Source organism: Modestobacter italicus (genome assembly GCF_000306785.1).
Classification (GTDB): domain Bacteria; phylum Actinomycetota; class Actinomycetes; order Mycobacteriales; family Geodermatophilaceae; genus Modestobacter; species Modestobacter italicus.
In genome coordinates this window covers 4,222,374-4,247,944 of sequence record NC_017955.1, presented here as the reverse complement: position 1 = coordinate 4,247,944, position 25,571 = coordinate 4,222,374, and the positions used below count along the sequence as shown (strand labels likewise).

Sequence of the window (25,571 nt, the reverse complement as noted above, 5' to 3'; positions counted from 1 at the left end):
GTCGCCGGCGCGCCTCCGTGGCGCAGCCTCGCGCCGACGTCGAGTCCACCCGCTCTCGGATTGAGCGGGGGGCGGCGCCGGTGACGCCCACTCTGCCAGAGACACCCGTCCTGCGCGGGGACGTCGGGGAGTCGCTCGTCACACGGGGGTGGGCGCCGTCGGGGTCGGCGCGGCGCCGCGGAAGGTGCGCCGGTAGGTCAGCGGCGCCACCCCGATGGCCGCGTGCAGGTGCTGGCGGAGCGACGCGGTGGTGCCGAACCCCGCCTCGGCGGCGACCCGCTCGACCGGGGTGTCGGTCGACTCCAGCAGGTGCCGGGCCAGCGCCACCCGCTGCTGGGTCAGCCACCGCTGCGGGCTCAGTCCGGTCTCCTGGCGGAACCGCCGGGTGAAGGTGCGCACGCTCATCCGGGCGTGGCCGGCCAGCCCGGCCAGGGTCAGCGGCTCGCCCAGCCGGGCCGTCGCCCAGGCCCGGGTGTCCGCGGTGCCGGTGCCGTCGGGGTCGGGCAGCGGCCGCTCGATGAACTGCGACTGGCCGCCGTCCCGCCACGGCGAGGCCACCCGCCGGCGGGCGACGCTGTTGGCCACCTCGCTGCCGTGGTCACGGCGCACGACGTGCAGCAGCAGGTCGATGCCGGCGGCGTTGCCGGCCGAGGTGAGCACGTCGCCGTCGTCGACGAACAGCACGTCGGGGTCCAGGTGGACCTGCGGGAAGAAGCCGGAGAACGCGGCGGCGTGCATCCAGTGCGTGGTGGCCGGGCGGCCGTCGAGCAGCCCGGCGGCCGCGAGCACGAACGCACCCGTGCAGATGGAGACGATCCGGGCGTGCGTGGCCGCGCGGGTCAGCGCCTCGGTGAGGGCGGGGGAGAGCACGCCGTCGGCCTGCGGACCGCCGTAGACGCCCGGGACGACGACGGTGTCCGCGGTCTCCAGCAGCCGGAGGTCGTGGTCGGGGAGCACCGCGTACCCGGCGCTGGTGCGCACCGGGCCGCCGTCGACCGTGGCGACCCGGACCCGGTACAGCGGGCGCCCCCCGGCGTCCAGGGCGCCGCCGAGGAAGGCGTGCGGCAGCCCGAGCTCGAAGGCGACGGTCGTGTCCATCGCCAGGACGGCGACCTCGTGCAGGACGGGCTCGGGCACAGCCTCCTCAGACATGGCCGGATCCTTGCACAGGCTGGCTTCCGGGCCACTGGTTGCGCGGCGCCCCCGTCGGCAGGATCTGCGCCGTGACCACCGCGCCGCCGACCCGCACCTCCCGGATCCACCCCGCGTGGTGGGTGGCCGCGGTGACCTTCCTCGCGCTGATCGGCGCCGCCGCGTTCCGCGCGGTGCCCGGCGTGCTCATCGACCCGCTGCACGAGGAGTTCGGCTGGTCGCTGTCGACCATCTCGCTGGCCATCGCCATCAACCTGGCGCTCTACGGGCTCACCGCGCCCTTCGCCGCCGCGCTGATGGAGCGCTTCGGCATCCGCCGGGTCGTCGTCGCCGCGCTGCTGGTGGTCGCCGTCGGCAGCGGGCTCACCGTGTTCATGACGGCGAGCTGGCAGCTGGTCCTCTGCTGGGGCGTGCTGGTCGGGCTGGGCACCGGCTCGATGGCGATGTCGCTGGTTGCCACCGTCACCGGGCGCTGGTTCGTGGCCCGCCGCGGGCTGGTGTCCGGCGTGCTGACCGCGGCGGGTGCCACCGGGCAGCTCATCTTCCTGCCGTTCGTGGCCGCCGTCTCCACCCGCTGGGGCTGGCGTCCCGCGGCGCTGGGCACCGCGGCCGCCGCGCTCGCCGTCGCCCCGTTCGTGGCCTGGCTGCTGCGCGACCGGCCCCGCGACCTGGGGGTGGCGCCCTACGGCGGCACCGTCGAGGACGACGTCGAGCCCTCCCGCGGCAACCCGGCCCGCACCGCGCTGCGCGGGCTGGCCGACGCGGTGCGCACCCGGCCGTTCTGGCTGCTCGCCGGCGGCTTCCTGATCTGCGGCGCCTCGACCAACGGCCTGGTGCAGCCGCACTTCATCCCCGCGGCGCACGACCACGGCATGCCCGTCACCACCGCGGCCGGGCTGCTGGCCGTCGTCGGCGTCTTCGACGTCGCCGGCACCATCTTCTCCGGCTGGCTCACCGACCGCGCCGACCCGCGGGTGCTGCTGCTGGCCTACTACGGGCTGCGCGGGATGTCGCTGTTCCTGCTGCCGCAGCTGTTCGGCACCGACCTCCAGGCCTCGATGATCGCGTTCATCGTCTTCTACGGCCTGGACTGGGTGGCCACCGTGCCGCCCACGCTGGCGCTGTGCCGGCAGTACTTCGGTGCCCGGGCGCCCGTCGTCTTCGGCTGGGTCTTCGCCTCCCACCAGGTGGGCGCGGCGCTGGCCGCCTTCGGCGCCGGCGTCGTCCGCGACGTCACCGGCTCCTACGACGGCGCCTGGTACGGCGCTGCCGCCCTCTGCCTGGTCGCCGCGGCGCTGTCGATCTCGATCCGCCGCCGGCCGTCGTCCCCGGCCACCACGCTGCCGGTCGAACCCCTCCCCGCGGCCGCCGACCAGGCCCACGGCTGACGCCGATCCGGTTTCGGCGCCGAAACCGGTGCAGGTTCCGGCGCCGAACCCGGAGGTGACCGGTCAGCGGTGGCGGCCGTGGACGACGCCCATGACCCGGGCGAGCGTGTCGGCCGCGGCGGCGGGGCGCCGGAAGCTCATCAGGTCCACCGGCAGCGGGAAGCGCTGCCGGGTGATCGCCTTGGCCCGGGTGAACTCGCGGAGCCCGTCCGCGCCGTGGATCCGGCCGAAGCCGCTGTCGCCGACGCCGCCGAAGGGCAGCGCGGGCACCGAGGCGAAGGTCAGCACCGAGTTGATCGAGGTCATGCCGCTGCGCATCCGGCGGGCGAGGTCGACCGCCTTCGCCGTCGAGCCGCTGAACACCGAGCTCAGGCCCAGCGAGGTGGCGTTGGCCCGCCGCAGGCCCTCCTCCGCGTCGGCCACCCGGGCGATGGTGAGCGTCGGCCCGAAGGTCTCCTCGGTGACCGCGGTCGACGTCTCGGGCACGTCGACCAGCACCGTCGGCGCGACGTAGCCGCCCTCCACGGTGCCCCCGGTGGCGACCCGGCCCCCCGCGGCGCGGGCGTCGTCGAGGTGCCGGCGGACGACGTCGGTCTGGCTCGCCATGGTCATCGGCCCGTAGGTCGCCTGCTCGTCCGACCCCGGTCGCAGGTCGGCCACCTGCCGGGTGACCTCGGCGACGAACCGGTCGTAGACGGCGCTGGTGGCGTACACCCGCTCGATGCCGATGCAGGTCTGCCCGGCGTTGCTCATCCCGCCCCACACGGCGGCACCGGCGGCGGCGACCACGTCGGCGTCGTCGTCGACGATCATGGCGTCCTTGCCGCCGCACTCCATGAGCACCGGGGTCAGCGTCTCGGCGCAGGCGGCCATCACCTTCCGGCCGGTCGCCGCCGAGCCGGTGAAGGCGAGCTTGCCGACACCCGCCCGGCACAGCGCCGCACCGGTCCCGCCGGACCCGGTGACCACCTGGAGGACGTCGGGCAGCTCGGGGACGGCGGCCCGCCACGCCTCGGCCAGCCAGGAGCCGACCGCCGGGGTGAACTCGCTGGGCTTGAACACGACGGCGTTGCCGGCGGCCAGCGCGTAGGCGATCGAGCCCATCGGGGTGAACACCGGGTAGTTCCACGGCCCGATCACGCCCACGACGCCGAGCGGCTGGTACTCCAGCGAGGCGGCGTGGTTGGCGGCGAGCAGGCCCGGGTTCACCCGGCGCGGGCCGAGCGTCCGCCGTGCGTGGGCGCCGGCCCAGGCCAGGTGGTCGACGGCCAGGGTGATCTCCAGCAGCGCGTCGGCGTGCGGCTTGCCGTTCTCCCGGTGCACGAGGTCGGCCAGCTCGTGCACGTGCCGGGCCAGGTGCCCGCGGTAGGCGGCCAGCCGGGTGCGCCGGCCGGCGAAGCCGAGCGCCGCCCACTGCTCCGCGGCGGCGCGGGCCCGGGTCACGGCCTCCCCGACGGCGGCGGCGTCGTGCACCGGGAACACCCCGAGGACGGCGCCGGAGGCCGGGTCGGTGGACTCGAAGGTCTCCTGGGTGGGGTGGTCGAGGGTCCCGGTGGTGGTGGCCGGGACGCTGTCCCACTCCTCGCTGAGCGGCATGGCACCGCAGGCTACGTGCGCCGCCGGGGTCGCGCCGAGCGCCGGGGCAGGTCAGCGGCCCCGGATACCCTCGACGCGCACGCCCGGGCCACCGGGTCACGGGGGACGACGGGAGGCGCGTGGAGCAGGCCGGGGCAGCGCACGGCGGGATCGACGTCGCCGCGGTCTTCGCTGCCCTGCCGACGCCGTTCCTGGTGATGACCCCCGACCTGGTCATCGTCGAGGCGAACGAGGCCTACCTGACCACCACCGGGCGCACCCGCGCCGAGCTGGTCGGCCGGCCGGTCTTCGAGGCGTTCCCGGGCAACCCGTCCGACAGCGAGGCCGACGGCGGGGTCAGCAAGGTCCAGGCGTCCTTCGAGCGGGCCCGCGACACCCGGCAGCCGGACACCATGCCGGTGCAGGAGTACGACATCCCCGACGGCGCGGGTGGGTACAGCAAGCGGTTCTGGAGCCTGATCAGCACGCCTGTGCTGGACGACGCCGGCCGGTGCACGTACGTCGTGCAGCGTGCCGAGGACATCACCGACTACGTGGTCGAGCGGCGCCGCGCCGGCGTCGTCGACCCCACCGAGCTGCAGCGGCGCGTCGTGGAGGTGGAGTCCGACCTCTACGCCCGCGGGCTCGAGCTGGCCGACGCCCGGGCGGCCGAGGCGGTCAGCGCCGGCCGGCTCACCGCGCTCGCCGGGGTCGCGCTGCGGCTGGCCGGGGCCGAGACGGTGGCCGACCTGGTGTCGGTGGTCACCGAGGGCGGGCTGGCCGTGGTGGGCGCCCCCGGTGGTGCCGTGGCGGTCCGCGAGGGCGACGTCCTGCGGTCGGTGATCTCGGCGGAGCTGGGCGGCCCGCAGACCCAGCAGACCTACGAGCTGCAGCCCCTCGACGGGCCGCTCCCGGTGAGCGTCGCCGCGCGCACCGGTCGTCCGGTCCTGCTGCCCGACCTCGATGCGTCCCTGGCGTTCGCCCCCGAGATGGCCGGCGTCGTGGCGGCCACCGGCGGGGTGGCCTACGCCAGCCTGCCGCTGCGCACCCCGAACCGGGAGATCGGCGTGCTGACCGTCGTCTGGGACGAGCCGCAGGCCTTCGTCCCGGCCGAGGTGGAGGTGCTGGTCGCGTTCGCCGCGCAGTGCAGCCAGACCCTGGACCGCATCCAGACCCGCGAGGCGGAGCTCCGCGGCGCGCGGCAGCTGACCGCGCTCGCCGAGCTGGCCCTGGCGCTGGGGCGCGCGGAGTCGGTGCACGAGCTGGCGGCGACCGTGGTGGACCGCGGCCTCGCGGCGCTCGGTGCCCAGGGTGGCGCGGTCGCCGTGACCGACCCGGACGACCCGGCGGTGCTGCGGCTGGCGATCACCGACGGGCTGGGCGAGGAGACCCAGCAGACCTACGCGCTGCTCCCGCTGGCCGGCCCGCTGCCCGCCAGCATCGCCGCCCGCACCCGCCGGCCCGTGGTGCTGCACGACGCGGCGGAGTGCCGGGCGCTGACCCCCGACATGGACCGGGTCGTCGCCGACACCGGCTGCCAGGCGTGGACGGCGGTCCCGCTGGAGAGCGGCGGCCGGCTGCTCGGGTCGCTGACCGTGGGATGGGCCGAACCGCAGGCGTTCGGCCCGGCCGACCTCGAGCTGGTCGTCGCCTTCGCCGCCCAGGCCGCCCAGGCGCTCGACCGGCTGCAGACCCGGGTGGCCGAGCGCACCGCGCTCACCGCCCTGGCCGGCACGGTCGAGGCGCTGCAGCGCAGCCTGCTGTCCGAGCCGCCCGAGCCGGACCACCTGCAGGTCGCCGTCCGGTACCTGCCCGCGGCGCGGCAGGCCCAGGTCGGCGGCGACTGGTACGACAGCTTCCTGCTGGCCGACGGGCGCACCGTGCTCGTCATCGGCGACGTCACCGGCCACGACAGCCACGCCGCCGCCGCGATGGCGCAGGTGCGCAACGTGCTCCGCGGGGTCGCCCACCACAGCGGCGGCACCCCGGCGGAGGTGCTCACCGGCCTGGACCGCGCGATGCGCGACCTCGCCATCGGCACGCTGGCCACCGCGGTGCTCGCCACCGTCGAGCAGACCGACGCCGACGCCGCCCGCGGCGCCCGGGTGCTGCGGTGGTCCAACGCCGGCCACCCGCCACCGCTGCTGGTGCGGCCCGACGGCGGGGTGGAGGTGCTGGAGCGCCCGGCGGACCTGCTGCTCGGCGTCGACCCGGACCGCGCCCGGTACGACCACGCGCAAGAGCTCGAGCCGGGCTCCACCGTGCTGCTCTACACCGACGGCCTCATCGAGCGCCGCGGCGTCCCGCTCGACGACGGCGTGGCGTGGCTGGGCGGCCTGCTCCGCGAGCTGCGGCACCTGACCCTCGAGGAGCTGTGCGACCGGGTGCTCGGCGAGCTCGCCGGCCGGGTCGAGGACGACGTCGCGCTGCTGGCGATCCGGGCGCACCCGGAGGACCGGCCCCGCCCGCCGTCGGCCGGCCCGGTGCGGCTGCCGGAGGGCCACAGCGCGCTGCGCTGAGCCGCCGCCGGCCGGTCGGGCATGCTGCGCAGGTGCCTGACCCCGCCGAGCTGCGCCGCCGGGTGCTGACCACCTGGACCGACTCCCCGGCCCGCTTCCGGGAGGACGCGAACGCCGAGGAGGACCTCGTCCTCGGCGGCTACCGCGACCGGCTGCTCGTCGAGCTCGCCCAGAACGCGGCCGACGCGGCCACCCGCGCAGGCGACCGGGGGCACCTCCGCCTCGAGCTGACCGGCGACGTGCTGCGGGCGGCCAACACCGGCGCCCCGCTGGACGACGACGGCGTCCAGGCGCTGGCCAGCCTGCGGGCCTCGGCGAAGCGGGACGCGGGCGCCACCGTCGGCCGGTTCGGCGTCGGCTTCGCCGCCGTGCTGGCCGTCAGCGACGAGCCGGCCGTCGTCTCCACCGACCGCTCGGTCCGGTTCAGCGCCGCCGAGACCCGGGCCGCCGTCGCCGCCGTGCCCGCCCTCGCCGACGAGCTGGCCCGCCGGGGCGGCGCCGTCCCGGTCCTCCGGCTGCCGTTCCCGGCCGACGGCGCCCCGCCGGCCGGGTTCGCCACCGAGGTCGTCCTCCCGCTCCGGCCCGGCGCCACCGGTCAGGTCCGCGCCGCCCTGGCGGGGCTGGACGCCGGGCTGCTGCTCGCCCTGCCGGCGCTGGCCCGGGTCGACGTCGTCGTCGACGGCGCCGTCCGCACCCTCAGCTCGCTCCCCGCGCAGGGCGCCGACCGGGTGCTCACCGACGGGGAGCGGGCGACGACGTGGCGGGTCGTCCAGCGGGCCGGCGAGCTGCCCGCGGAGCTGCTCGCCGACCGGCCGGTGGAGGAGCGGGACCGCCGCGGCTACACCGTCACCTGGGCTCTCCCGGTGGCCGACGGCGTCCCGGTCCCGCTGACCGGCCGGCAGGTCGTGCACGCCCCGACCCCCAGCGACGAGCCGCTGTCGCTGCCGGCCCGGTTGATCGCCCCCTTCCCGCTCGGCCCCGACCGGCGGCACGTCGCGCCCGGCCCGGTCACCGACGCCCTGGTGGCTGTGGCCGCCGACGGCTATGCCGAGCTGCTCGCGGCCCTGCCGGCCGACCCGGTCCTGCTGCAGATCGTGCCCCGGACCGGTCTCGCCGCCGCCGAACTCGACGCCGTGCTGGGCGGCGCCGTCCTGGACCGGCTCCGCGGCTCCGCCTGGCTGCCGCCCGCCGACCCGGAGGAGGCGCTGCTCCGGCCGGACCGCGCCGTCGCCCTCGACGACCCGACCGACGAGCGGGTCGCCGCCCTCGTCGGCGTGCTGCCCGGTCTGCTGCCGGCCGCCTGGTCGCGGCGGTCGGACGCCGCGGTGCTCGGCGCGCTCGGCGTCCGCCGCGCCGGGCTGGCCGAGGTCGTGGAGGCCGTCCGGGGCGTGCAGCGGCCGGGCGCCTGGTGGGCCGGCCTCTACGCCGCGCTGGAGACCGCCGACCGGGAGGAGCTCGCGGCCCTGCCGGTGCCGCTGGCCGACGGCCGGACGGCGCACGGCCCGGCCGGGGTGCTGCTGGCCGACGCGTCGCTGCCCGCCGACCGGCTCGGGCCGCTCGGCCTGCGCATCGCCGACCCGGCAGCGGCGGCCGGGCCGGCCCGCCGGGTGCTGGAGCGGCTGGGAGCCCGCCCGGCGACCGCCGCCGCGGTGCTCGCCGACCCCGGCGTGCGGGCCGCGGTGGAGAGCTCGCTGGACGAGGCCGACGACGGCGCGGACGTCGGACCGCTGGCCGTCGCCGTGCTCACGCTGGTCGCCGCCGCCGGGACCGCACCGGGTGAGCTGCCGTGGCTGGCGGAGCTCGCGCTGCCCGACGACGACGGCGGCTGGGCACCGGCGGGGGAGCTGGTGCGCCCGGGGTCACCGCTGGCCGACGTCCTCGCCCCCGGCTCGCTCGGCGTGCTGGACCCGGGCTTCGCCGCCGGCCAGGACGGCGCCGCGCTGCGCGCCGTGGGCGTGCTGGACACCTTCGCGCTGCTGACCGCCGAGGACCCCGACGACCTCGACGTCGACCGGGCCGAGGAGTGGGTCGACGCCGTGCTGGACCGGCTGCCCGCCGACGCCCCGCCGCCGGTCTGGCCGCCGCTGACCGCGGTGCGCGACCTGGAGCTGGTCCGCGACTGGGACCGGGCGCTGCCGCTGCTGGCCGCCCTGCCGGTCGCCGCGCTCGCCGACGTCGACCTCGGCGGCACCGCCGTCCCGGGCTACCTGCGCTGGTGGCTGCGCACGTCGCCGGTGCTGCACGGTGCCCGGCCCGACCGGCTGCGCGCCCCGGACGCCGTGGAGCTGCAGGGGCTGTACGACCCGGTGCCGGAGCTGCCGGCCGACGTCCTGGCGCTGCTCCGGCCGCCGGCGGCGGTGGCCGACGTATTGGCCGACGTCGAGGACGCCCTCGACCTGCTCGACCGGCTCGGCGACCCCGGGCGGACGGTCGGCCCGGCGGCGCTGCGCACCGTCTACGCCGACCTGGCCGCCGCGCTGGCCGACGTCGACGTCGAGCCACCGCGCCGGGTCCGGGTGGCGCCGGACCGCGTCAGCGACGAGGCGGTGGTCCTCGACGCGCCGTGGTTGCAGCCACTGGTCGGTCCGGACGTCGTCCCGGCGGGCGGGGCGCCGGGACCGGTCGCCGACCTGCTCGACCTGCCGCTGGCCAGCGAGCAGGCCGGCCGCGCGCGGGTCACCAGCCGGGCGGCGCGCACCGTGCGATGGGCGGAGGTCCCCGGTGCCGGGCTGGCCGCGGCCCGGCTCGGCGTTCCGGAGCTCCCCGGGTCGGTCGCCGTCCACCCGACGCTCACCGTGACCGGCGGCCGGACCGTCGCCTGGTGGCCGGGGGAGCCGGACGCGGTCGACGGTTCGCCCGCGGCGCTGGGCCGGGCGCTGGCCTGGCGGTCGGGGGTCTGGTCGCTGCACCACCCAAAAGGGGGAGGCGTTCGCCCACCCCCAGCGGGCCGTCGAGCTGGCTGCCGAGGACGCCGTGCAGCAGCCGCAGCAGGGGTCCTGACCGCGCTGTGGTGCACGTCACAACCACGTGCCACACTCGCTCAGCTGGTCCCTGGTCGGCGCACAGCGGCACCTGCCCTCTGCTCCCGCCGGGTCCCCGAGGACCGACCGAGAGGTGGCAGGCGGATGAGGCACGGGACCCGCTGGACGGCGCGCGCGCTGGGAGTGGCGGCGGCACTGGCCCTGGGCGCGGCGGTGGTGGTGGCGCCCGCGGCGAGCGCCACGCCACCGGGCGGCGGGACCGGGGGGTCTGCGCCACCCGTCGGCTGCGCCGAGCTGACCACCGCCCGGCTGGCGCTGCCCGGCACCACCGTCACCTCGGCGGTGAGCGACCCGGGTGACGCGACGACGCCGGCGTCCTGCCGGGTCACGCTGACGGTCACCCACCCGCCGGCCGGGGACGCCGTCACCGTGTGGGTCCACCTGCCCACCGACACCTGAAACGGCCGGTTCCAGGCGGTGGGCGGCGGCGGGTTCAGCGGCGGCTCGGCGGCCTCGCTGCTGGCCCCGCTGCGCAACGGCTACGCCGCCGCGGCCACCGACGCCGGGCACCCCGGCGCCACGGCCGACTTCGCGCTGCGCGCCGACGGCACGCTGAACTGGCCGGCGATCGAGGACTTCGGCTACCGCGGCGTGCACGACATGACCGTCACCGCCAAGGCCGTCATCGCCGCGTTCTACGGCACCGGCCCGGAGTACTCCTACTGGAACGGCTGCTCCACCGGCGGCCGGCAGGGCCTGATGGAGGCCCAGCGGTACCCCGACGACTACGACGGCGTGCTCGCCGGCGCCCCGGTCGTCAACTTCTCCCGCATGCAGATCGGCCAGATGTGGGGTCAGGTGGTGATGCTGGAGGAGGCCAACCCGGTCGCCCCCTGCAAGTTCGAGGCGGCGCTGGCCGCCACGGTCGCGGCCTGTGACACGGTCGGTGACGGCGTCGTCGACGGCGTGATCGGCGACCCGCTGGGCTGCTCCTTCGACCTCGGCACGCTGGTCGGCACCCCGACCCCGTGCGGGGACATCACCGCCGGCGACGTCGAGGTGATGCGCCGCATCGCCGAGGGGCCGCGCACCCAGGACGGGGAGTTCCTCTGGTACGGCCAGGCGCCCGGCACGCCGTACGCGGGGCTCAACGACACCGAGGTGGTCGACGGCCAGCTGGTCGGGAAGCCGTTCCAGTACGACCTGTGGTGGATCGGCCTGTTCCTGGCGCAGGACCGGGCCTGGGACTGGCGGACGCTGACCTACGCCGGCTACGAGCAGTTCTTCCAGCAGTCGATCGAGATGTACACGGCGGTGCTCTCGGCCGACGACCCCGACCTGTCGGCGTTCGCCGACTCCGGCGGCAAGGCGCTGCTGTGGCACGGGGCGGCCGACTTCGGCGTCCCGTTCCAGGGCACGGTCGACTACGTCGAGCGGGTCGAGGACACCCTGGGCCCGGGGAGGACGAAGGACTTCCTCCGGCTGTTCCTCGCCCCGGGCGTCGGTCACTGCGGCGGGGGCGCCGGGCCGCAGCCGGTCGGTCAGTTCGAGGCGCTCGTCGACTGGGTGGAGAACGGGAACGCGCCGCGGACCCTCACCGCGCAGCGGGTCGACGCCGAGGGGGCGGTCGTGGCGACCCGCCCGCTGTGCGCCTACCCGAAGGTGGCCCGGCTGGTCGGTCACGGCGACCCCGCCGACGCCGGCAGCTACCGCTGCGTCCGCGCCACGGAGCTGGCCCCCGCCCCCCGCTGACCCGGCCGCCGGGGGCGTCGTCCCTGACGACGCCCCCAGCGCCCGGCCCTCCTCTTCGGCCCCGTCCAGAGGCTCGCCCCGAGCGTGCGAGGGGTGAAGAGGACGGGGTCCTCTCAGAACCAGCGCGGGGCGGCCTGGGCGCCCGGTGCGTGGCCGTGCCGGCTGTCCGCGCGCGGACCGTGGCCGCCGGACCGGCCGGCGGACCGCGGTGCCTGCTCGTGCGCCCGCCAGGCGGTGAAGAGCGACACCCAGTGCTCGGCGGTCAGCGCGGACGCCCGGGACATCGGCGACAGGCCCTCGCCGTGCAGCCACCGGACCCCGGCGGTGCCCGGGAGCTGGCTGCGCAGGACCGCACCGAGCGCCGGCTGCCGGGTCGCACCCGGGGCGGACAGGACGGCGTGCGCGAGCCGGTCGAAGTCGGCCCGGTCGTCCTCGGGGAGCTGGGCGCGGGCGGCGACGGCGGGGCCGTCGAGGGCAGGGGTGGGTCGTGACACGGGAGACCTCCAGCAGGGGTGAGCGGTGCCCGCGACGTCCGGCGGGCACGCCGGGGAACGGGGGAGAGCGGTTCCGGCCGGCCGCGCGGGCCGGCGGACGGCGGACAGCAGCCCGCGGGTCAGCTCAGGAGGTGCTCAGCCGCAGCCGCAGCCGCAGCAGTGTGTCGCCCATGGCCGGGACGCCAGCGGCGGCCCGGTGCGGCCGTCGAGGCGTTTTCAGGAGGCGCGCTCGTCGACGCCGGGCTCCGGCGCCGACCGGGCCTTCTGCGCCTGGCGCGCCTGGTGCGCGGCGTACCGGGCGGCGTCCTTCTCCCGCTTGCCGGCGTCCCTGTCCCACTTCTGCTTGCGCTTGCGGGCCCGCACGAGCTCGCGGGCCTCGAAGTCGGGGTGCTCGTCCCAGGTGCTCGCCAGCTGGACGACGACCACGCCGATGGCGCCGAAGACCAGCACGCAGGCGCCCAGGATCGGGTCGACGAGGAACGCCAGCACGGAGAGGAGGGCCCAGACAGCTCCGGCGACGCCGGTCCGCTTCGACATGGCCGCCAGTATCCGCGCCCCGGCTGTGCGGCTCCGGTCCCGGCCGGGCAGGCGTCCGCCCGTCGCCGGTGTCGGGCATGCTCGGGCGCATGCCCGACACCTCCGGCCCCCCGTTCCGCGCCGACCACGTCGGCAGCCTGCTGCGCCCGCAGGCGCTGCTCGACGCGCGCGCCCGGCGCGCCGCGGGGGAGATCGACGCCGCGGAGCTGCGCAGCATCGAGGACGCCGCGATCGCCGCCGCGGTGCGCATGCAGGGCGACCTCGGTCTGGCGACGGCGACCGACGGGGAGTTCCGCCGCAGCACCTGGCACATGGACTTCATCTACGCGATCACCGGCATCACCCCCGTGGCGGGCGAGGGCCGGCCGGTGCACTTCCGGAACGCCGACGGGTCGATCGACTGGTCGCCCGCCGGGCTGCACGTCGACGGGCCGCTGTCGATCGACGAGCCGGTCTTCGGCGCGGACTTCGCGTTCCTGCAGTCGCGGGTGCAGCCGGGGCAGACCGCGAAGCTGACGATCCCCTCGCCGTCGATGGTCCACTACCGGGGCGGTGCGGCGGCGATCGACCCGGCCGTCTACCCCGACGAGGACTCCTTCTGGGACGCGCTGTCGGCGGCCTACCGGCAGCAGGTGCAGGGCATCGCCGCGCAGGGCTGCAGCTACCTGCAGCTCGACGACACCAGCCTGGCGTACCTCAACGACCCGGCGCAGCGCGCCGAGCTCGCCGGCCAGGGCCGGGACGCCGAGCACCAGCACGAGCGCTACATCCGGCAGATCAACGCCGCGCTGGCCGACCGCCCCGCGGGGCTGACCGTCACCACCCACCTGTGCCGCGGCAACTTCCGCTCCTCCTGGGCCGCCGAGGGCGGCTACGACTTCGTCGCGGAGGCGCTGTTCGGGGAGCTGGAGGTCGACGGCTTCTTCCTCGAGTTCGACGACGCCCGCTCGGGGACCTTCGAGCCGCTGCGGTTCGTGCCACCGGGCAAGCGGGTCGTCCTCGGGCTGGTCACCACCAAGCGCCCAATGCTGGAGAGCAAGGACGAGCTCAAGCGGCGCATCGACGAGGCCGCCCGCTTCGTGCCGCTGGACCAGCTGGCGCTGTCACCCCAGTGCGGCTTCAGCTCCACGGTGGAGGGCAACGCGCTGACCAGGGACGAGCAGATGGCCAAGTTGGCGCTGGTGGTCGAGGTCGCGCAGGAGGTCTGGGGCTGACACGCCGAGGACCACTTGTGCACGACCGAGGTCGTCTCTAACGTCCTCTGCGCGGTTCAACCACCAGCCGCGACCGGGTGCACGCTGCCCGGCGCACGAGACCGGTGGCAGGAGCCACCGGCCACGACGGTCTGCCGGAGGTTCCCATGACCGCAGCACCCATCGACATCGACCCCACCCGCATCGACGTCCGCGCCGCGACGAGCTCCAGCGGGACCGTCGTCTGCGTCAGCGGCGAGGTCGACTCCACCACCGCACCCGGCCTGCGCAACTGCCTGCTGGAGGTCGTGGCCCGACCGGGCTCCGCGCCGATCGAGGTCGACCTGCAGGGCGTCACGTTCCTCGACTCCGCGGGGCTCTCCGCGCTGGCCACCGCGCACCGGGCCGCCGCCGCGGCCGGGCGGGTGCTGCAGATGCGCTGCGGCACCACGCGCGCCGTGGTCCGCCCGCTGCAGATCACCGGCCTGTGGAGCGTCTTCACCGTCGTCGAGTGAGCGAGGGGCGCCGGGCTCCTCGGCCATGATGGGCGGATGGACGACGGCGTTCCTCCCCAGCTCCACCCCCAGCTCGCGGCGCTGCTGCCGGGGTTGCCCACCGCCCCGGCCCGTGAGGTCGGCCTGGACGCCGCCCGCGGCAGGTTCAGCGAGCTGCTGACCGCCGGGCTCGCCGGGGCGCCGGCGGTCGAGGCCGAGGACGTCGCCCTGGACGACGGGCTCACCGCCCGGGTCTACCGGCCCGCCACCGAGCAGGGTGCCACCGTCGTCTTCCTGCACGGCGGCGGCTGGACCCTGGGCAGCGTCGACGACTACGACGGGCTGGCCCGCCGGCTGGCCACCGGCCTGTCCGCGGTGGTGCTCGCCGTGGAGCACCGGCGGGCGCCCGAGCACCCGTTCCCCGCCGCCGTGGACGACGCCGTCGCCGGCACCCGGTGGGCGCTGGCGCACGCCGCGGAGCTCGGCGGGGACCCGCGGCGGGTGGCCGTCGCCGGGGACAGCGGCGGCGGCAACCTCGCCGCGGTCGCCTGCCAGCAGCTCCGCGACGCCGGCGGCCCGCAGCCGGTGGCGCAGCTGCTGCTGTACCCGAACGTCTCCCGCGGTGCCGACCACCCCTCGGTGCAGGCCTTCGGGCACCTGCCGTTCCTGACCCTGTCCGACATGGGCTGGTACACCCGCAACTACGTGCCGCGGGGCACCGACCTGGGCGATCCGCGGATCAGCCCGGCGGAGGGCGACCTCGCCGGGCTGCCGCCCGCGCTGGTCGTCACCGCCGGGGCGGACCCCCTGCACGACTCGGGGCGGGCCTACGCCGAGGCGCTCACCGCGGCCGGCACCCGCGCCGAGTGGCTGGACCTGCCGGACATGCCGCACGGCTTCGCGCACCTGGTCGCGCTCGCCCCGGCGGCGGAGGCGGCGCTGGCCCGGGCGCTCGCCCGCGCCGCCGACCTGCTGGAGCCGTGAGCAGTTCGGCCCTGCAGGGTCCTCCGTCTAGGTCGAGGGGTCGCGGTCGGGGAAGCGGGCCCGGGCCAGGGCGTAGACCCCGAAGGCGGCGAACCCGACCGCGACCGCGGTGAGCAGCCACTGCCCGGTCGGGACGCCGGCGATCGCGCGCATCGCGCCGTCCAGCCCGGTCGCCGTCGACACGTCCTCGGTGGCCGCGGCGTAGACCAGCAGGCCACCGGAGAGGGCGAAGGCCACCCCCTTGGCCACGTAGCCCGCCGAGCCGATCCGCTCGATCAGCGGCTCCCACCGGTCGGGGGCGGCGGCGAGGTCGACGTCCTTCATGAACCCGCCGGTCAGCCCGCGCACCAGCGTGTAGGCGCCGACCGCCGCCACCCCGACGCCGACCGCGACCACCCCGGCCGTGCCGCCGGGGATCTCCAGCGCGTCGTCGGTCAGCTCCCGGAACCGGTCGGCGGCGTCGTACTCCGCGCCCACGGCGAAGAACAGCGCGGTGACCCCCAGGACGGCGTAGACAGCGCCCTTGGCCGTGCACTTCGCGCAGGTCACGGCGGTGCGCAGCCGGCGGGCCGGCCGGAGGAGGCCGGTCCAGACGCGCAGCACCTCACCGGCCTGCCAGAGCGCGAGCGCCAGCATGCCCAGCCCGATGACCCACAGCAGCACCCGGCCGCCGGGGGAGCCGGCCACCGTCTGCAGTGCACCGGTCTGGTCGGCGTCCTCGGCCCGGGGGCCGACGGACCAGGCGATCCGGAACGCCAGCCAGCCGATGAGCACGTGCAGCACGCCGTAGGCCACCAGCCCGACCCGGGCCAGGTGGGTGAGCACCGGGTGGTCGGTCACCTCGCGGGCGCGGGCGACGGCGTCGTGCACCCGTTGCCGGACGGCGGTCACCCCCGGATCGTGCCCGACCCCGGGCGCCCCTGCTCGGCGGTCAGGTGCGCTGCGGGAAGCGGGCGCGGAAGAACAGGAACACCCCGTACGCCGCGATGCCGAGAGCGACGAGGGTGAGCAGCCACTTCCCGAACGGGGCGTCCAGCACGGTGCGCAGGGCACCGTCGAGACCGGTCGCCTTGGCCGGGTCGAAGGTGATCGCCGCCCAGCCCAGCAGGCCGCCGACCAGTGCGATGGCGACGCCCTTCGCCGGGTAGCCGACCTGACCCAGCCGCTCGATGAGCCGCTGCTGGTTGGCCGGCGCCTGCGCGGTGTCGATCTCCTTGAGGAAGCTCTTCGTGATGCCCTTGCGCACCAGGTAGACGCCCACGCCGATGATGACCAGTGCGACGACGCCGACGATGAAGCGGCCGCCCGGCCAGCTGAACACCCCGGACACCGTCTGCTGCTGCTGGCCGGAGCTGGACTTGCCGCCGCCGGTGGCGAACCGGAAGGCCAGCACGGCCAGCGCCAGGAACACGACCGTCTTGGCGACCGCCTTGACGGTCTTGGTCACCGCCTTCTTCCGGGCCTCACCCGTGCTGCGCAGCCCGGCGCGCTGCCGCAGCACCTCGGCCAGCTGCCAGAGGGCCAGGGCCACCATGCCGAGGGCGAGGACCCAGAGCAGGGGCTTGCCGAACGGCTGCTCGGCCAGCGTCGCGAGCGCGCCGGACTGGTCGGCGGACTGGCCGCTCCCGCCCCAGGCGAGCTGCAGGGCGATCCAGGCGATGAGCAGGTGCACGACGCCGTAGGCGATCAGCCCGACGCGGGCCAGGTTCTCCAGCGCGTCGCTGTTGCCCGCCCGGTCGGCACTGGACGCGGTGCCCGATCTGGTCACGGTGGTTCCCTTCGGTTCGCGGGGAGCGGACGGCGCCCGGATCCGGTGCCCCCTCCCCGTGGGTGATCAGGTTGGCACAACCGCAGGTCGGATGCGCCCCGGACGGGCGCGGCGTCAGCTGACCGGGTGACGCGCGCGGGCGAAGCAGTAGACGCTGAACAGCCCGATGCCGACCGCGATCGCCGACAGCAGCTCGGGGCCGTACCGGGCCGTCGCGATGGCGCGCACCGCGCCGTCCAGCCCGGTCGCCTGCCCGGCGTCGACGGTGACGCCGGCCCAGGCCAGCACCCCGCCGACGAGCACGAACGCGACCCCCTTGGTGACGAAGGCGACCTGGCAGGCCCAGCGGAGCGCGCGGCGCACCCGCGGGTCGAACGGCGCGAGGTCCAGCTCGCTGGCGAAGGCCGCCCGCCAGCCCTTCTGCACCTGGTAGCCGCCGATCACCAGGGTGACGACCCCGGCCGCCACGACCAGCAGCTGGCCGAACGGCAGCCCGAGCACGCCGCGGGCGGACTCCTGCTCGTCGGTGCGCATCCCGGCGCCGGCCACCGCGGCCCGCGCGGTGAGCACGGCCAGGTAGCCGTACACCAGCGCGGTGCCGCCGCTGCGCAGCAGCTGCAGCAGGGCCCGGCGCCGGTCGGGTCCCGGCGGCGGGACGGACCGGCGGTGCCGCAGCACCTCGACCGCCTGCCACACGGCCAGCGCGGTGAAGCCGAGCGTGAGCGCCCCCAGCAGGACCGGGCCGGCGGGGGAGCCGGCCAGCACGGCGAGCGCGCCGGTGGCGTCGGCGGTCCGGCCCGACCCGCCGGTCTGCCCTCAGGCCAGCTGGAACGCCAGCCAGGCGACCAGCAGGTGGACGACGCCGTAGCCGGCCAGGCCCACCGCCGCCAGCCGGCGCAGCGTGCTGCTCCGCGCGGCGTCGTGGGCGGCCTGGTGCGCCGCCTGCCCCGTCCCCACCCCGCGTGCTCCGCTCCGGACCGGTCCTGGGTCCGTGACCAGGGTCCCACCCGCCCGGACGGTGCGCCCGAGTGCGGTGTGCACCGGTGGGGGAGACTGGGAGCCGTGACGAACGCCGTGACCGCCGGCCGGCTGGCCGGAGCCCCCGCCGCCCCGCCCACGCCGCAGCAGGCCAGGTCGACCTGGCCGCGGATGGCCGCCCTCGGGGCCGCCCTCCTGGTCCTCGGCGTGCTGGCGCTGACCTGGTCCGGGGTGGGGCCGCGGCTGCTGCTGGCGGCGCTGGGCGTGTTCGCCGTCGTCCGCGGGATCGCGTTGCTCCGCAGCGCCCGCGCCGGGGAGGTCGAGCGGACCGGTGCGGTCCTCGGCGCCGCTGCGGTGTGGATCGGCGTCGTTCTGGCCGCGCTGGCGCTGGTGTCGGCGACCACCGCCGGCTGGGCCCTCGTCGCCGCCGTCGTCCTGCTGCCGGTGCTGGCCGCCGCGGCGGCCGCCCGCCGCGCCGCGCTCACCGCTGCCGCGGTGGTCGTGGCCGGCGCCGCTGTCGCGCTCGGGCTGCTCGGCCGCACCGACGCGCTGCTCTCGACCGGGCGGGTCGTCGTCGGGGTGGTCGTGGCGGTCCTCGGGCTGGCCAACCTCGCCGGTGCCGTCGGCATGGCCCGGATCGCCCGCCGGCCGGCGCCCGCGCCGGCGGCTGCCGGCTGCGGTGGCTGCGCCTGCGGCGCCGGGGGCTGCGGCGCGCTCGGCTGAGCTGCGGCGTCCCCCAGTCGTTCCGCGCCGGACACCTCCCCGTCATCCGACCGACCTAGCGTCGGTCGTGCGGTGGGTCGGCGATCCCGGCCCGCCGGAACAGCGGCCGCGACCGTCGGCCGGCACGGAGGAGGGGGACATGCGCACCATCGAACGCACGGTGTGGACCTGCGAGAACTGCAGGCACACCAACGCCGCTGACCGCAAGCGGTGCACCGACTGCGGCACCACCCGGCACTGAGCACCGAGGCCCGCGACCGCGCGCGACGAGGCGCCGGTACGTGGGCCCGCAGGCGTGACCCGACCGCCGGGGGGTAACTCCCGCCGGCATGGCTGACCTCGCAGACGCTGCCGGCCGGCTGGTCGCCGGGCCCGTGGCCGCGCTCACCCGGGTCCGCGGCGCCAAGCCGATGCACCCCCGGGGGACCCTGTTCACCGCAGTGCTCGAGCGGACCGGGCTGGCCGCCGGCATCCCCTGGCTGGACGCCGCCGGCCGGGACGACGTCCTGGTCCGGATCTCCCGCGGCGCCGGGCTGCCCCCCGCGCTGCCCGACCTGCTCGGCCTCGCCCTCCGGGTGCCGGGGGAGCGGCCGGTCGACCTGCTGCTCTCCTCCACCGGCCGCGGGCGGTGGACCCGCCGGGTGCCGGTGCTGCGCCGGGACGCGGCGACGACCTACGGCTCGATCATGGCCTACCGCAGCGCCCGCGGGCCGGTGCTGCTGGCCGCCGACCCCGCCGGCGGCCCGCTGCCCACCGACGGCGACCGGCTGGCCGCAGCCGCGCCCGGCCGGGTCGTCAGGCTCTCCGCCGCGGTCGGCCGTGGGCCCTGGCAGCTGTTCGGCACCGTGACGCTGGGGGAGCCGAGCACCCCGCCGGACCCGGAGCTCCCCTTCGACGCGGTCCAGCACCCGCCACCGGGGCTGGTCGCCGACGGCCCGATGGCCCGGTTCCGCCGCCCGGCGTACGCCGCGGCCCGCGCCGCCCGTGGCGTCGGGTCGGAGACCGGCCTGCGGTGAGCGGGCACGTCTTCGTCGTCGGCGCGGACCTGACCCGGCTGTCCTGCGACGACGTCGTCGTCCCCACCGACCGGTCCCGGCGGGTGACCGCGAGCTGGGTCCCGCTGCTGCCGGTCGACGCCGTCGGGCAGCAGGACGGCGACGGCGCCCGCGTGGCCGGCGCCTGGCGCGGCGGGGAGCGGGTGCACGAGGTGCCCGGCTGCGGCGACCGGCGTGCCTGGCTGGTCGACACCGTGGACCCCGACGGCTCCCGGGACGCCGAGCGGGGGCTCAGCTGGCTGCTCGACGGCGCCCGCGAGGTGCTGGCCGCCGTCGCCGGGCGCGAGGTCACCGCCCCGGCGCACGGCCGGGCCCGCCGGCTGGTCGGGCTCCCGGCGCTGGGCACCGGCTGGGGCGGCGCCGCCGGGCAGCGCGGGGCGCTGCTGCAGCAGCTGCTGCCGGTGCTCCGCGAGGCCGCCGAGGAGCACGGCTACGACATCGCGCTGGTGCTCCGCCGACCCAGCGACCTGGCCGCGGCCCAGCGGGTCCGGCGGGGTGAGGGCGGCGGCTGGGCGCTGCCCGAGGCGCTGGGCGCGCTCGCCGAGGACCTGGGCCGGCGCGCCCGGGAGGGGGAGCTGGCCGTCTTCCTCGGCGCCGGGGTCAGCGCCGCCGCCGGGCTGCCCACCTGGGAGCAGCTGCTCGCGGAGCTCGCCGTCCGCGCCGGCCTGGACGGCGGCTCGCGGGCCGGGCTGGCCGGCCTCCCGCCGCAGGACGCCGCCGCGCTGCTGGCCCGGGTGCTCGGCCGCGACGCGCTGACCGCCTACGTGCAGGAGCGGTTCGGCCCGGGCCCCTACTCGCTGGCGCACGCGCTGGTCGCCGCCCTGCCGGTGCGCGAGTTCGTGACCACCAACTACGACCCGCTGGTGGAGCTGGCCGCCGCCGACATCGGCCGGCCGGTTCGGGTGCTGCCCTTCGACGAGGCGGCGCCGGGCGAGCCGTGGCTGCTCAAGCTGCACGGCGACGCCGCGCACCCGGACAGCGTCGTGCTCACCCGGGAGCAGTACCTGGAGTTCGGCGACCACCGCAGCGCCCTGGCCGGCGTCCTCCAGTCGCTGCTGCTCACCCGGCACGTGCTCTTCGTCGGCACCTCGATGCTCGACGACGACCTGATCCGGATCGCCCACCAGGTGCGCAACGTGCTGCACGAGCCGGACGACGCGCCGCGCCGGCGCAGCGGGACGGTGCTGGCGCTGGCCGAGGACCCGGTGCGGGCGCGGCTGTGGGAGCGGGACGTGGCCACCGTGGCGATGACCTCCACGGCGGAGGCGGTGCCCGCTGCCGAGGCCGCCCGCCGGCTGGAGGTGCTGCTGGACCTGCTCGGCTGCCTGGCCAGCCGGCCGACGGGCTACCTGCTCGACCCGGCCTACCGCGGGCTGCTCGACGAGGAGGAGACCGCGCTGGCCGACGCGCTCGCCGACGCCGCGGCCGCGCTCGGCGGCGGGACGGGCCGGAGCTGGGCCGCCCAGGAGGTGCTGCGGCTGCTCCGCGACCTCGGCCACGGGAACGGCTGACCGTTTCCCGCACCGCCCGCCGGGCAGTGCACCTGCCATGCGCCGGCCCCGCTTCGACCAGTCCCTCCCGCTGCTCGCCCAGGGCTACGCCTGGCTGCCCGACCGGAGGCGCGCCGCGAACCGGGGCACCGTGCAGACGCGGCTGATGGGGGTGCGCCGGACGCTGGGCGTCGCGGGCCCGGCCGGCGCCCGGTTCCTGTACGACGAGGACCACGTCCGGCGCAGCGGAGCCCTGCCCGAGCCGGTGGTGAGCACCCTGTTCGGCCACGGCGCGGTGCACACGCTGGACGGCGAGCCGCACCGGGTGCGCAAGGCCATGTTCGTGCACCTGCTGACCGGCAGCGGCGTGGCCGACCTCGTCGACCGGGTCGGCGCTGCCTGGGACGACGCGGTGCCGCGGTGGGCCGAGCAGCCGCGGGTCGTGCTGATGGACGAGGCGGCCGTGGTGCTCACCCGCGGCGTGTGCGACTGGGCCGGCGTCCCGGTGCCCGAGGACGAGCTCCGCGGCCTGGCCGCCGACCTGACCGCGCTCGTCGACGGCTTCGCCACCGGCGCCCCGCGGCACTGGCGGGCCCGCCGGGTGCGGCAGCGGCGGGAGGCCTGGTTGGCCGGCATCGTCGACGCGGTGCGCGCCGGGGAGCGGACGGCGCCGGCCGGCTCGGTCCTCGACGTCGTCGCCACCCACCGCGACTCCGAGGGCGAGCTGCTCGAGCCGCGGGTCGCCGCCGTCGAGGTGCTCAACGTCATCCGGCCCACCGTCGCGGTCAGCTGGTTCGTCGGCTTCGCCGCGCACGCCCTGCACCGCTGGCCGGACGACCGGGAGCGGCTGCGCGCCGGTGGGGCCTTCGCCACCGCCTTCGCGCACGAGGTGCGCCGGTACTACCCGTTCGCGCCGTTCATCGGCGGCCGGGCGCCCCGGGACGTCGAGTTCGACGGCGAGCGGGTGCCGGCCGGCTCGATGGTGCTGCTGGACCTGTTCGGCCAGGACCACGACCCGGAGCTGTTCCCCGAGCCCTACACCTTCCGCCCCGAGCGGTTCCTCACCGACGACGGCGAGCGGGTCCGCGACATCGGCCCGTGGGAGCTCGTGCCGCAGGGCGCCGGCGACCCGCGCACCGGGCACCGCTGCCCCGGGGAGGACGTCACCGTCGCGCTGCTGGCCTCGCTCGCCGTCCGGCTGGCCCGCCTGGGGTACCGGCTGCCCGACCAGGACCTGACCATCTCGCTGCGCCGGATCCCGGCCCGGCCGGCCAGCGGGGTGGTGCTCACCGACGTGCGGCCGGGCTGACCGGCAGGCCCCCGGAGGCTGGAAACGGAACCGCGCGGTCGCGTACCTTCCGAGCATGAACGTCCGCGCACGGAACGACGTCCGTGTGGGTGGTGCGGCGGGTGCCCGCCCCATGGTGTTCGTCCACGGCTACGGCTGCGACCAGAACATGTGGCGGTTCATCACCCCGGACTTCGCGGTCGACCACCAGGTGGTCACCTTCGACCTCGTCGGCTTCGGCAACTCCGACCTGTCGGCCTGGGACCCGGCCCGGTACGGCTCCCTGCACGGGTACGCCGACGACGTCGTCGAGGTGATGCGTGACCTGGAGCTGACCGACGTCGTCTTCGTCGGCCACTCGGTCAGCGCCATGATCGGTGTGCTCGCGCACGCCCGGGCGCCGGAGCTGTTCGGCGCGATGGTGATGGTCGGACCCAGCGCCCGGTACGTCGACGACGGCGACTACCGCGGCGGGTTCAGCCGCGAGCAGATCAGGGACCTGCTGGACAACCTCGACGCCAACCACCTCGGGTGGTCCGCCGCGATGGCCCCGGTCATCATGGCCAACCCGGACCGGCCGGAGCTGACCCAGGAGCTGACCAACAGCTTCTGCCGCACCGACCCCGACGTCGCGCGGCAGTTCGCCCGGGTGTCCTTCCTCTCCGACAACCGCGCCGACCTGCCCGGTGTCGACGTCCCGAGCCTGGTGCTGCAGTGCTCCGAGGACGTCATCGCGCCCCAGTCGGCCGGCCGCTACGTGGCCGACCACCTCCCCGACGCCACGTTCACCCAGCTGGCGGCCACCGGGCACTGCCCGCACCTCAGCGCCCCGGAGGAGACCACCGCCGCCATCCGGGCGTGGTTGTGAACCCGACCCCCACCACCGACCGCCGCAGCGACGACGACGCCCGCGGCCGGCTGCAGCAGCTGCTCGAGGACGACCCGGCCGACCTCTTCGAGAACGCACCGTGCGGCTACCTGTCCACGCTCCCGGACGGGACGATCATCAAGGTCAACCGCACGCTGTGCACCTGGATCGGCCACCCCGCCGAGAAGGTCCTGCGGGTGCGGCTGCGCGACCTGCTCAGCGTCGGCGGCCAGGTGTTCCACGACACCCACCTCACGCCGCTGCTGCGGATGCAGGGGGCGGTGCGCGAGGTGGCGCTCGACGTGGTCCGCGCCGACGGCTCGCTGCTGCCGTGCCTGGTGAACGCCGTCGAGGTCCACGGCCCCTCGGGCGAGCCGGTGCTGGTGCGGGTCACCCTCTTCGAGGCGACCGCCCGCCGCCGGTACGAGCGCGAGACCCTCGCCGCACGGCGGGCCGCCGAGGAGTCCGAGGCCCGCTCGCGCACCCTGCAGCAGTTCACCTCCGAGCTGGCCGCCGCGGTCACCACCGCGGACGCGGCGGCGGTGGTGGTGCACCGCAGCCGCCGGGCGGCCCAGGCCGCCGGCGCCGCGCTGTGGGTGCTGGGCACCGGTGCCCAGCCCGGGGCGGAGCCGGCGGTCGAGCTCGCCGCCGCCGAGGGCATGACGCCGGAGCTGCTGCACGCGCTCAGCGGGGCCGCTCCCGGCCGGGTGCTGCCGGTGCTCGGCTCCGGGGTGCGCACCGTGCCTGTCGGCGACGCGCTGCGCGCGGCCTGGCCGGAGCTGGCCGCCGCCGCGGACGAGGCCGGCTGCACCGACCTCGTCGTCGTCCCGGTGAGCGCCGACGACGACCACCTCGGCGCGCTGGTGCTCGCCCGGCCCCGGGCCGACGAGAGCGAGCTCATCTCGCTCACCGAGCCCGGCGAGCACCACGTGCTGACGGAGGCCGACGCCGACCTGCTCGCCACGCTGGGCCAGCAGGCGGGGCAGGCCATCGAGCGGGCCCGGCTGCACGAGGAGACCGCCCGCCAGGCCGAGCGGTCGGCGTTCCTGCTCGACGCCGCCCGGCTGCTGGCCCGCGCCACCGGCGTCACCGAGTCCGTCGAGCGGCTCGCCGAGATGGTGGTGCCCCGGCTGGCCGACATGTGCCTGCTCGACCTGGTCCTGGAGCACGGGATGAGCCGGGTGGTCGCCCGGCACGGCGACCCGGCCCGGCAGGAGCACGTCGAGGAGCTGCGCGCGTGGGCGCCGCCGTTCCGGGACCTGCCCGCACCGGCCCGGGCCGCCATGGAGGAGGGGCGGACCCGCTGGTACCCCTCATTGCCCGACGAGTGGCTGTCCGAGGTCGTCCGGGACCCGGCCGAGCTGGCCGCCGTGCGGGCCCTGGAGCTGGCCAGCGTGATCAGCGTGCCGCTGGTCGCCGAGGGCAGGGCGCTGGGCGTGATGACGCTGTCGGCCGACCGGCGGCGCGCGCCGTTCACCGCCGCCGACGTCGAGCTGGCCGAGCAGCTCGCCTTGCAGGTGTCGCTGATGATGGCCAAGGCGCAGCGCTTCGAGCTGGAGGCGCGGACCTCGCACACCCTGCAGGCCACCCTGCTGCCGCCGTCCCCGCCGCGGGTGCCCGGGGTGGCAGTGGCGGTCCGGTACCTGGCCGCGACGTACGGGGTGGAGATCGGCGGCGACTTCTACGACGTCGCCCCGCTGCCCGGTGACCACGTGGCCATCGCGGTCGGGGACGTCGTCGGGCACGACATCACCGCCGCGGCCACCATGGGCCAGCTGCGCAGCGTCTACCGGTCGCTGCTGGTGGAGGCCCCGGCGCCGACCGCGGTCATCGACCGGCTGCAGGCCAGCTGGCCGCTGCTCGGGCTGCAGCGGATGGCCACCGCGCTGTTCGCCACCCTCGACCTGCCCACCGGCGTGCTGCACGTCGCCTCGGCCGGGCACCCGCCGCCGCTGCTGGTGGTCGACGGGCACGCGGAGTTCCTGCCGGTGGTGCCCAGCCGGATGCTCGGCGCCCCGCCGGCGCCCGCCGTGGAGTGGACCGGGGTGCTGCCCCCGGGGGCGACGCTGGTGCTGTTCACCGACGGGCTGGTGGAGAGCCGCACCAGCGACATCGACGCCGGCCTGGCGAGGCTGCAGGCCGCGGCCGGCCGCCGGCCGACGACCGACCCGGACGAGCTGTGCGACCGGCTGCTCGGCGACCTGGCCGGCACCCACCGCGCCGACGACATCGCCCTGCTGGCCCTCACCCGCGACCCCTGACCCGCCGCCCGACCCGGCGCGCGGCGCTGAGTGTGCAGCTACCGGGCGCTCGAGCGCGCTGAGCGCCCGGC

Annotated in this window: 20 protein-coding genes and 2 pseudogenes; 13 read left to right on the top strand and 9 right to left on the bottom strand. The window is 76.9% G+C overall.

Annotation, left to right across the window (positions count from 1 at the left end; translation table 11 throughout):
- Nucleotides 1-138: 138 nt before the first annotated feature.
- Entirely contained in the window at nt 139-1,152 is a 1,014-nt protein-coding gene (locus tag MODMU_RS30150) for a GlxA family transcriptional regulator (RefSeq protein WP_014742224.1), read from the bottom strand.
- Between the two features lie 71 nt (nt 1,153-1,223).
- Between MODMU_RS30150 and MODMU_RS20125 the strand changes: the two genes are divergently transcribed.
- The gene (locus MODMU_RS20125) at nt 1,224-2,540 is read left to right on the top strand and encodes an MFS transporter (RefSeq protein WP_014742223.1); all 1,317 of its coding nucleotides are present in this window, start codon (nt 1,224-1,226) and stop codon (nt 2,538-2,540) included.
- A gap of 63 nt (nt 2,541-2,603) precedes the next feature.
- Here the strand turns inward: MODMU_RS20125 and MODMU_RS20120 are convergent, their stop codons facing one another.
- Nucleotides 2,604-4,136: an aldehyde dehydrogenase family protein gene (locus MODMU_RS20120; RefSeq protein ID WP_014742222.1), complete on the bottom strand. Its 1,533-nt coding sequence runs from the start codon at nt 4,134-4,136 to the stop codon at nt 2,604-2,606.
- A gap of 119 nt (nt 4,137-4,255) precedes the next feature.
- Between MODMU_RS20120 and MODMU_RS27295 the strand changes: the two genes are divergently transcribed.
- The 3 genes and pseudogenes from MODMU_RS27295 to MODMU_RS20105 all read left to right on the top strand — a co-directional run.
- On the top strand, nt 4,256-6,634 hold the full coding sequence (locus MODMU_RS27295; protein ID WP_014742221.1) for a SpoIIE family protein phosphatase: 2,379 nt from the start codon (nt 4,256-4,258) through the stop codon (nt 6,632-6,634).
- Nucleotides 6,635-6,666: 32 nt separating this feature from the next.
- Entirely contained in the window at nt 6,667-10,074 is a 3,408-nt protein-coding gene (locus MODMU_RS20110; RefSeq protein WP_014742220.1) for a sacsin N-terminal ATP-binding-like domain-containing protein, read from the top strand.
- A 12-nt stretch (nt 10,075-10,086) separates the two neighbouring features.
- A pseudogene (locus MODMU_RS20105) lies at nt 10,087-11,367 on the top strand (tannase/feruloyl esterase family alpha/beta hydrolase); the annotation flags it as partial.
- 113 nt (nt 11,368-11,480) lie between these two features.
- Here the strand turns inward: MODMU_RS20105 and MODMU_RS20100 are convergent.
- Together MODMU_RS20100 and MODMU_RS20095 are read right to left on the bottom strand one after the other, a co-directional pair.
- Nucleotides 11,481-11,861 carry a hypothetical protein gene (locus tag MODMU_RS20100; protein WP_014742218.1) on the bottom strand — a complete coding sequence of 127 codons (381 nt, stop codon included), beginning with the start codon at nt 11,859-11,861 and terminating at the stop codon, nt 11,481-11,483.
- A 216-nt stretch (nt 11,862-12,077) separates the two neighbouring features.
- Nucleotides 12,078-12,398: a hypothetical protein gene (locus MODMU_RS20095; protein WP_014742217.1), complete on the bottom strand. Its 321-nt coding sequence runs from the start codon at nt 12,396-12,398 to the stop codon at nt 12,078-12,080.
- An 89-nt stretch (nt 12,399-12,487) separates the two neighbouring features.
- On the opposite strand from MODMU_RS20095, the gene MODMU_RS20090 reads away from it, so the two are divergent.
- The 3 genes from MODMU_RS20090 to MODMU_RS20080 all read left to right on the top strand — a co-directional run bounded on the left by MODMU_RS20090 (nt 12,488) and on the right by MODMU_RS20080 (nt 15,069).
- On the top strand, nt 12,488-13,612 hold the full coding sequence (locus MODMU_RS20090; protein WP_014742216.1) for a 5-methyltetrahydropteroyltriglutamate--homocysteine S-methyltransferase: 1,125 nt from the start codon (nt 12,488-12,490) through the stop codon (nt 13,610-13,612).
- Between the two features lie 146 nt (nt 13,613-13,758).
- Nucleotides 13,759-14,106 carry an STAS domain-containing protein gene (locus MODMU_RS20085; RefSeq protein ID WP_014742215.1) on the top strand — a complete coding sequence of 116 codons (348 nt, stop codon included), beginning with the start codon at nt 13,759-13,761 and terminating at the stop codon, nt 14,104-14,106.
- Between the two features lie 36 nt (nt 14,107-14,142).
- Entirely contained in the window at nt 14,143-15,069 is a 927-nt protein-coding gene (locus MODMU_RS20080; protein WP_014742214.1) for an alpha/beta hydrolase, read from the top strand.
- 27 nt (nt 15,070-15,096) lie between these two features.
- On the opposite strand, the gene MODMU_RS20075 is transcribed toward MODMU_RS20080, so the two are convergent.
- The 5 genes and pseudogenes from MODMU_RS20075 to MODMU_RS28710 form a co-directional block, all read right to left on the bottom strand.
- Nucleotides 15,097-15,960, bottom strand: a complete 864-nt coding sequence (locus MODMU_RS20075; RefSeq protein WP_014742213.1) for a DUF1206 domain-containing protein — start codon at nt 15,958-15,960, stop codon at nt 15,097-15,099.
- 40 nt (nt 15,961-16,000) lie between these two features.
- Nucleotides 16,001-16,837: a DUF1206 domain-containing protein gene (locus MODMU_RS20070; RefSeq protein WP_014742212.1), complete on the bottom strand. Its 837-nt coding sequence runs from the start codon at nt 16,835-16,837 to the stop codon at nt 16,001-16,003.
- 114 nt (nt 16,838-16,951) lie between these two features.
- A complete protein-coding gene (locus MODMU_RS30245; protein WP_347343755.1) occupies nt 16,952-17,425 on the bottom strand; it encodes a DUF1206 domain-containing protein in 474 nt (157 codons plus the stop codon).
- A gap of 99 nt (nt 17,426-17,524) precedes the next feature.
- Nucleotides 17,525-17,632, bottom strand: a pseudogene (locus MODMU_RS30240) (DUF1206 domain-containing protein); the annotation flags it as partial.
- A 21-nt stretch (nt 17,633-17,653) separates the two neighbouring features.
- On the bottom strand, nt 17,654-17,794 hold the full coding sequence (locus MODMU_RS28710) for a hypothetical protein (protein WP_166503559.1): 141 nt from the start codon (nt 17,792-17,794) through the stop codon (nt 17,654-17,656).
- A gap of 105 nt (nt 17,795-17,899) precedes the next feature.
- Between MODMU_RS28710 and MODMU_RS27285 the strand changes: the two genes are divergently transcribed.
- From MODMU_RS27285 to MODMU_RS20035, 6 genes are all read left to right on the top strand, one after another.
- Nucleotides 17,900-18,538, top strand: a complete 639-nt coding sequence (locus MODMU_RS27285) for a hypothetical protein (protein WP_014742211.1) — start codon at nt 17,900-17,902, stop codon at nt 18,536-18,538.
- 329 nt (nt 18,539-18,867) lie between these two features.
- On the top strand, nt 18,868-19,554 hold the full coding sequence (locus tag MODMU_RS20055; RefSeq protein ID WP_014742210.1) for a hypothetical protein: 687 nt from the start codon (nt 18,868-18,870) through the stop codon (nt 19,552-19,554).
- Complete coding sequence (locus tag MODMU_RS20050; protein WP_014742209.1) at nt 19,551-21,104, top strand: SIR2 family NAD-dependent protein deacylase; 1,554 nt, start codon at nt 19,551-19,553, stop codon at nt 21,102-21,104. The genes MODMU_RS20055 and MODMU_RS20050 overlap by 4 nt, the downstream gene beginning before the upstream one ends.
- 37 nt (nt 21,105-21,141) lie before the next feature.
- Nucleotides 21,142-22,392, top strand: a complete 1,251-nt coding sequence (locus MODMU_RS20045) for a cytochrome P450 (protein ID WP_014742208.1) — start codon at nt 21,142-21,144, stop codon at nt 22,390-22,392.
- Nucleotides 22,393-22,447: 55 nt separating this feature from the next.
- Nucleotides 22,448-23,239 (top strand): alpha/beta fold hydrolase, encoded by a 792-nt coding sequence (locus MODMU_RS20040; RefSeq protein WP_041795483.1) that lies wholly within the window; start codon nt 22,448-22,450, stop codon nt 23,237-23,239.
- Nucleotides 23,230-25,500, top strand: coding sequence for a SpoIIE family protein phosphatase (locus MODMU_RS20035; protein WP_014742206.1), 2,271 nt, complete (start codon nt 23,230-23,232; stop codon nt 25,498-25,500). Before MODMU_RS20040 ends, MODMU_RS20035 begins: the two co-directional genes overlap by 10 nt.
- The last annotated feature ends 71 nt before the right edge of the window (nt 25,501-25,571 follow it).

Coding starts and splice junctions, on each gene's coding strand:
- MODMU_RS30150 (WP_014742224.1), bottom strand. CDS start 1,152: ATGTCTGAGGAGGCTGTGCCCGAGCCCGTCCTGCACGAGGTCGCCGTC.
- MODMU_RS20080 (WP_014742214.1), top strand. CDS start 14,143: ATGGACGACGGCGTTCCTCCCCAGCTCCACCCCCAGCTCGCGGCGCTG.
- MODMU_RS20055 (WP_014742210.1), top strand. CDS start 18,868: ATGGCTGACCTCGCAGACGCTGCCGGCCGGCTGGTCGCCGGGCCCGTG.
- MODMU_RS20090 (WP_014742216.1), top strand. CDS start 12,488: ATGCCCGACACCTCCGGCCCCCCGTTCCGCGCCGACCACGTCGGCAGC.
- MODMU_RS20095 (WP_014742217.1), bottom strand. CDS start 12,398: ATGTCGAAGCGGACCGGCGTCGCCGGAGCTGTCTGGGCCCTCCTCTCC.
- MODMU_RS20040 (WP_041795483.1), top strand. CDS start 22,448: ATGAACGTCCGCGCACGGAACGACGTCCGTGTGGGTGGTGCGGCGGGT.
- MODMU_RS20085 (WP_014742215.1), top strand. CDS start 13,759: ATGACCGCAGCACCCATCGACATCGACCCCACCCGCATCGACGTCCGC.
- MODMU_RS20120 (WP_014742222.1), bottom strand. CDS start 4,136: ATGCCGCTCAGCGAGGAGTGGGACAGCGTCCCGGCCACCACCACCGGG.
- MODMU_RS20045 (WP_014742208.1), top strand. CDS start 21,142: ATGCGCCGGCCCCGCTTCGACCAGTCCCTCCCGCTGCTCGCCCAGGGC.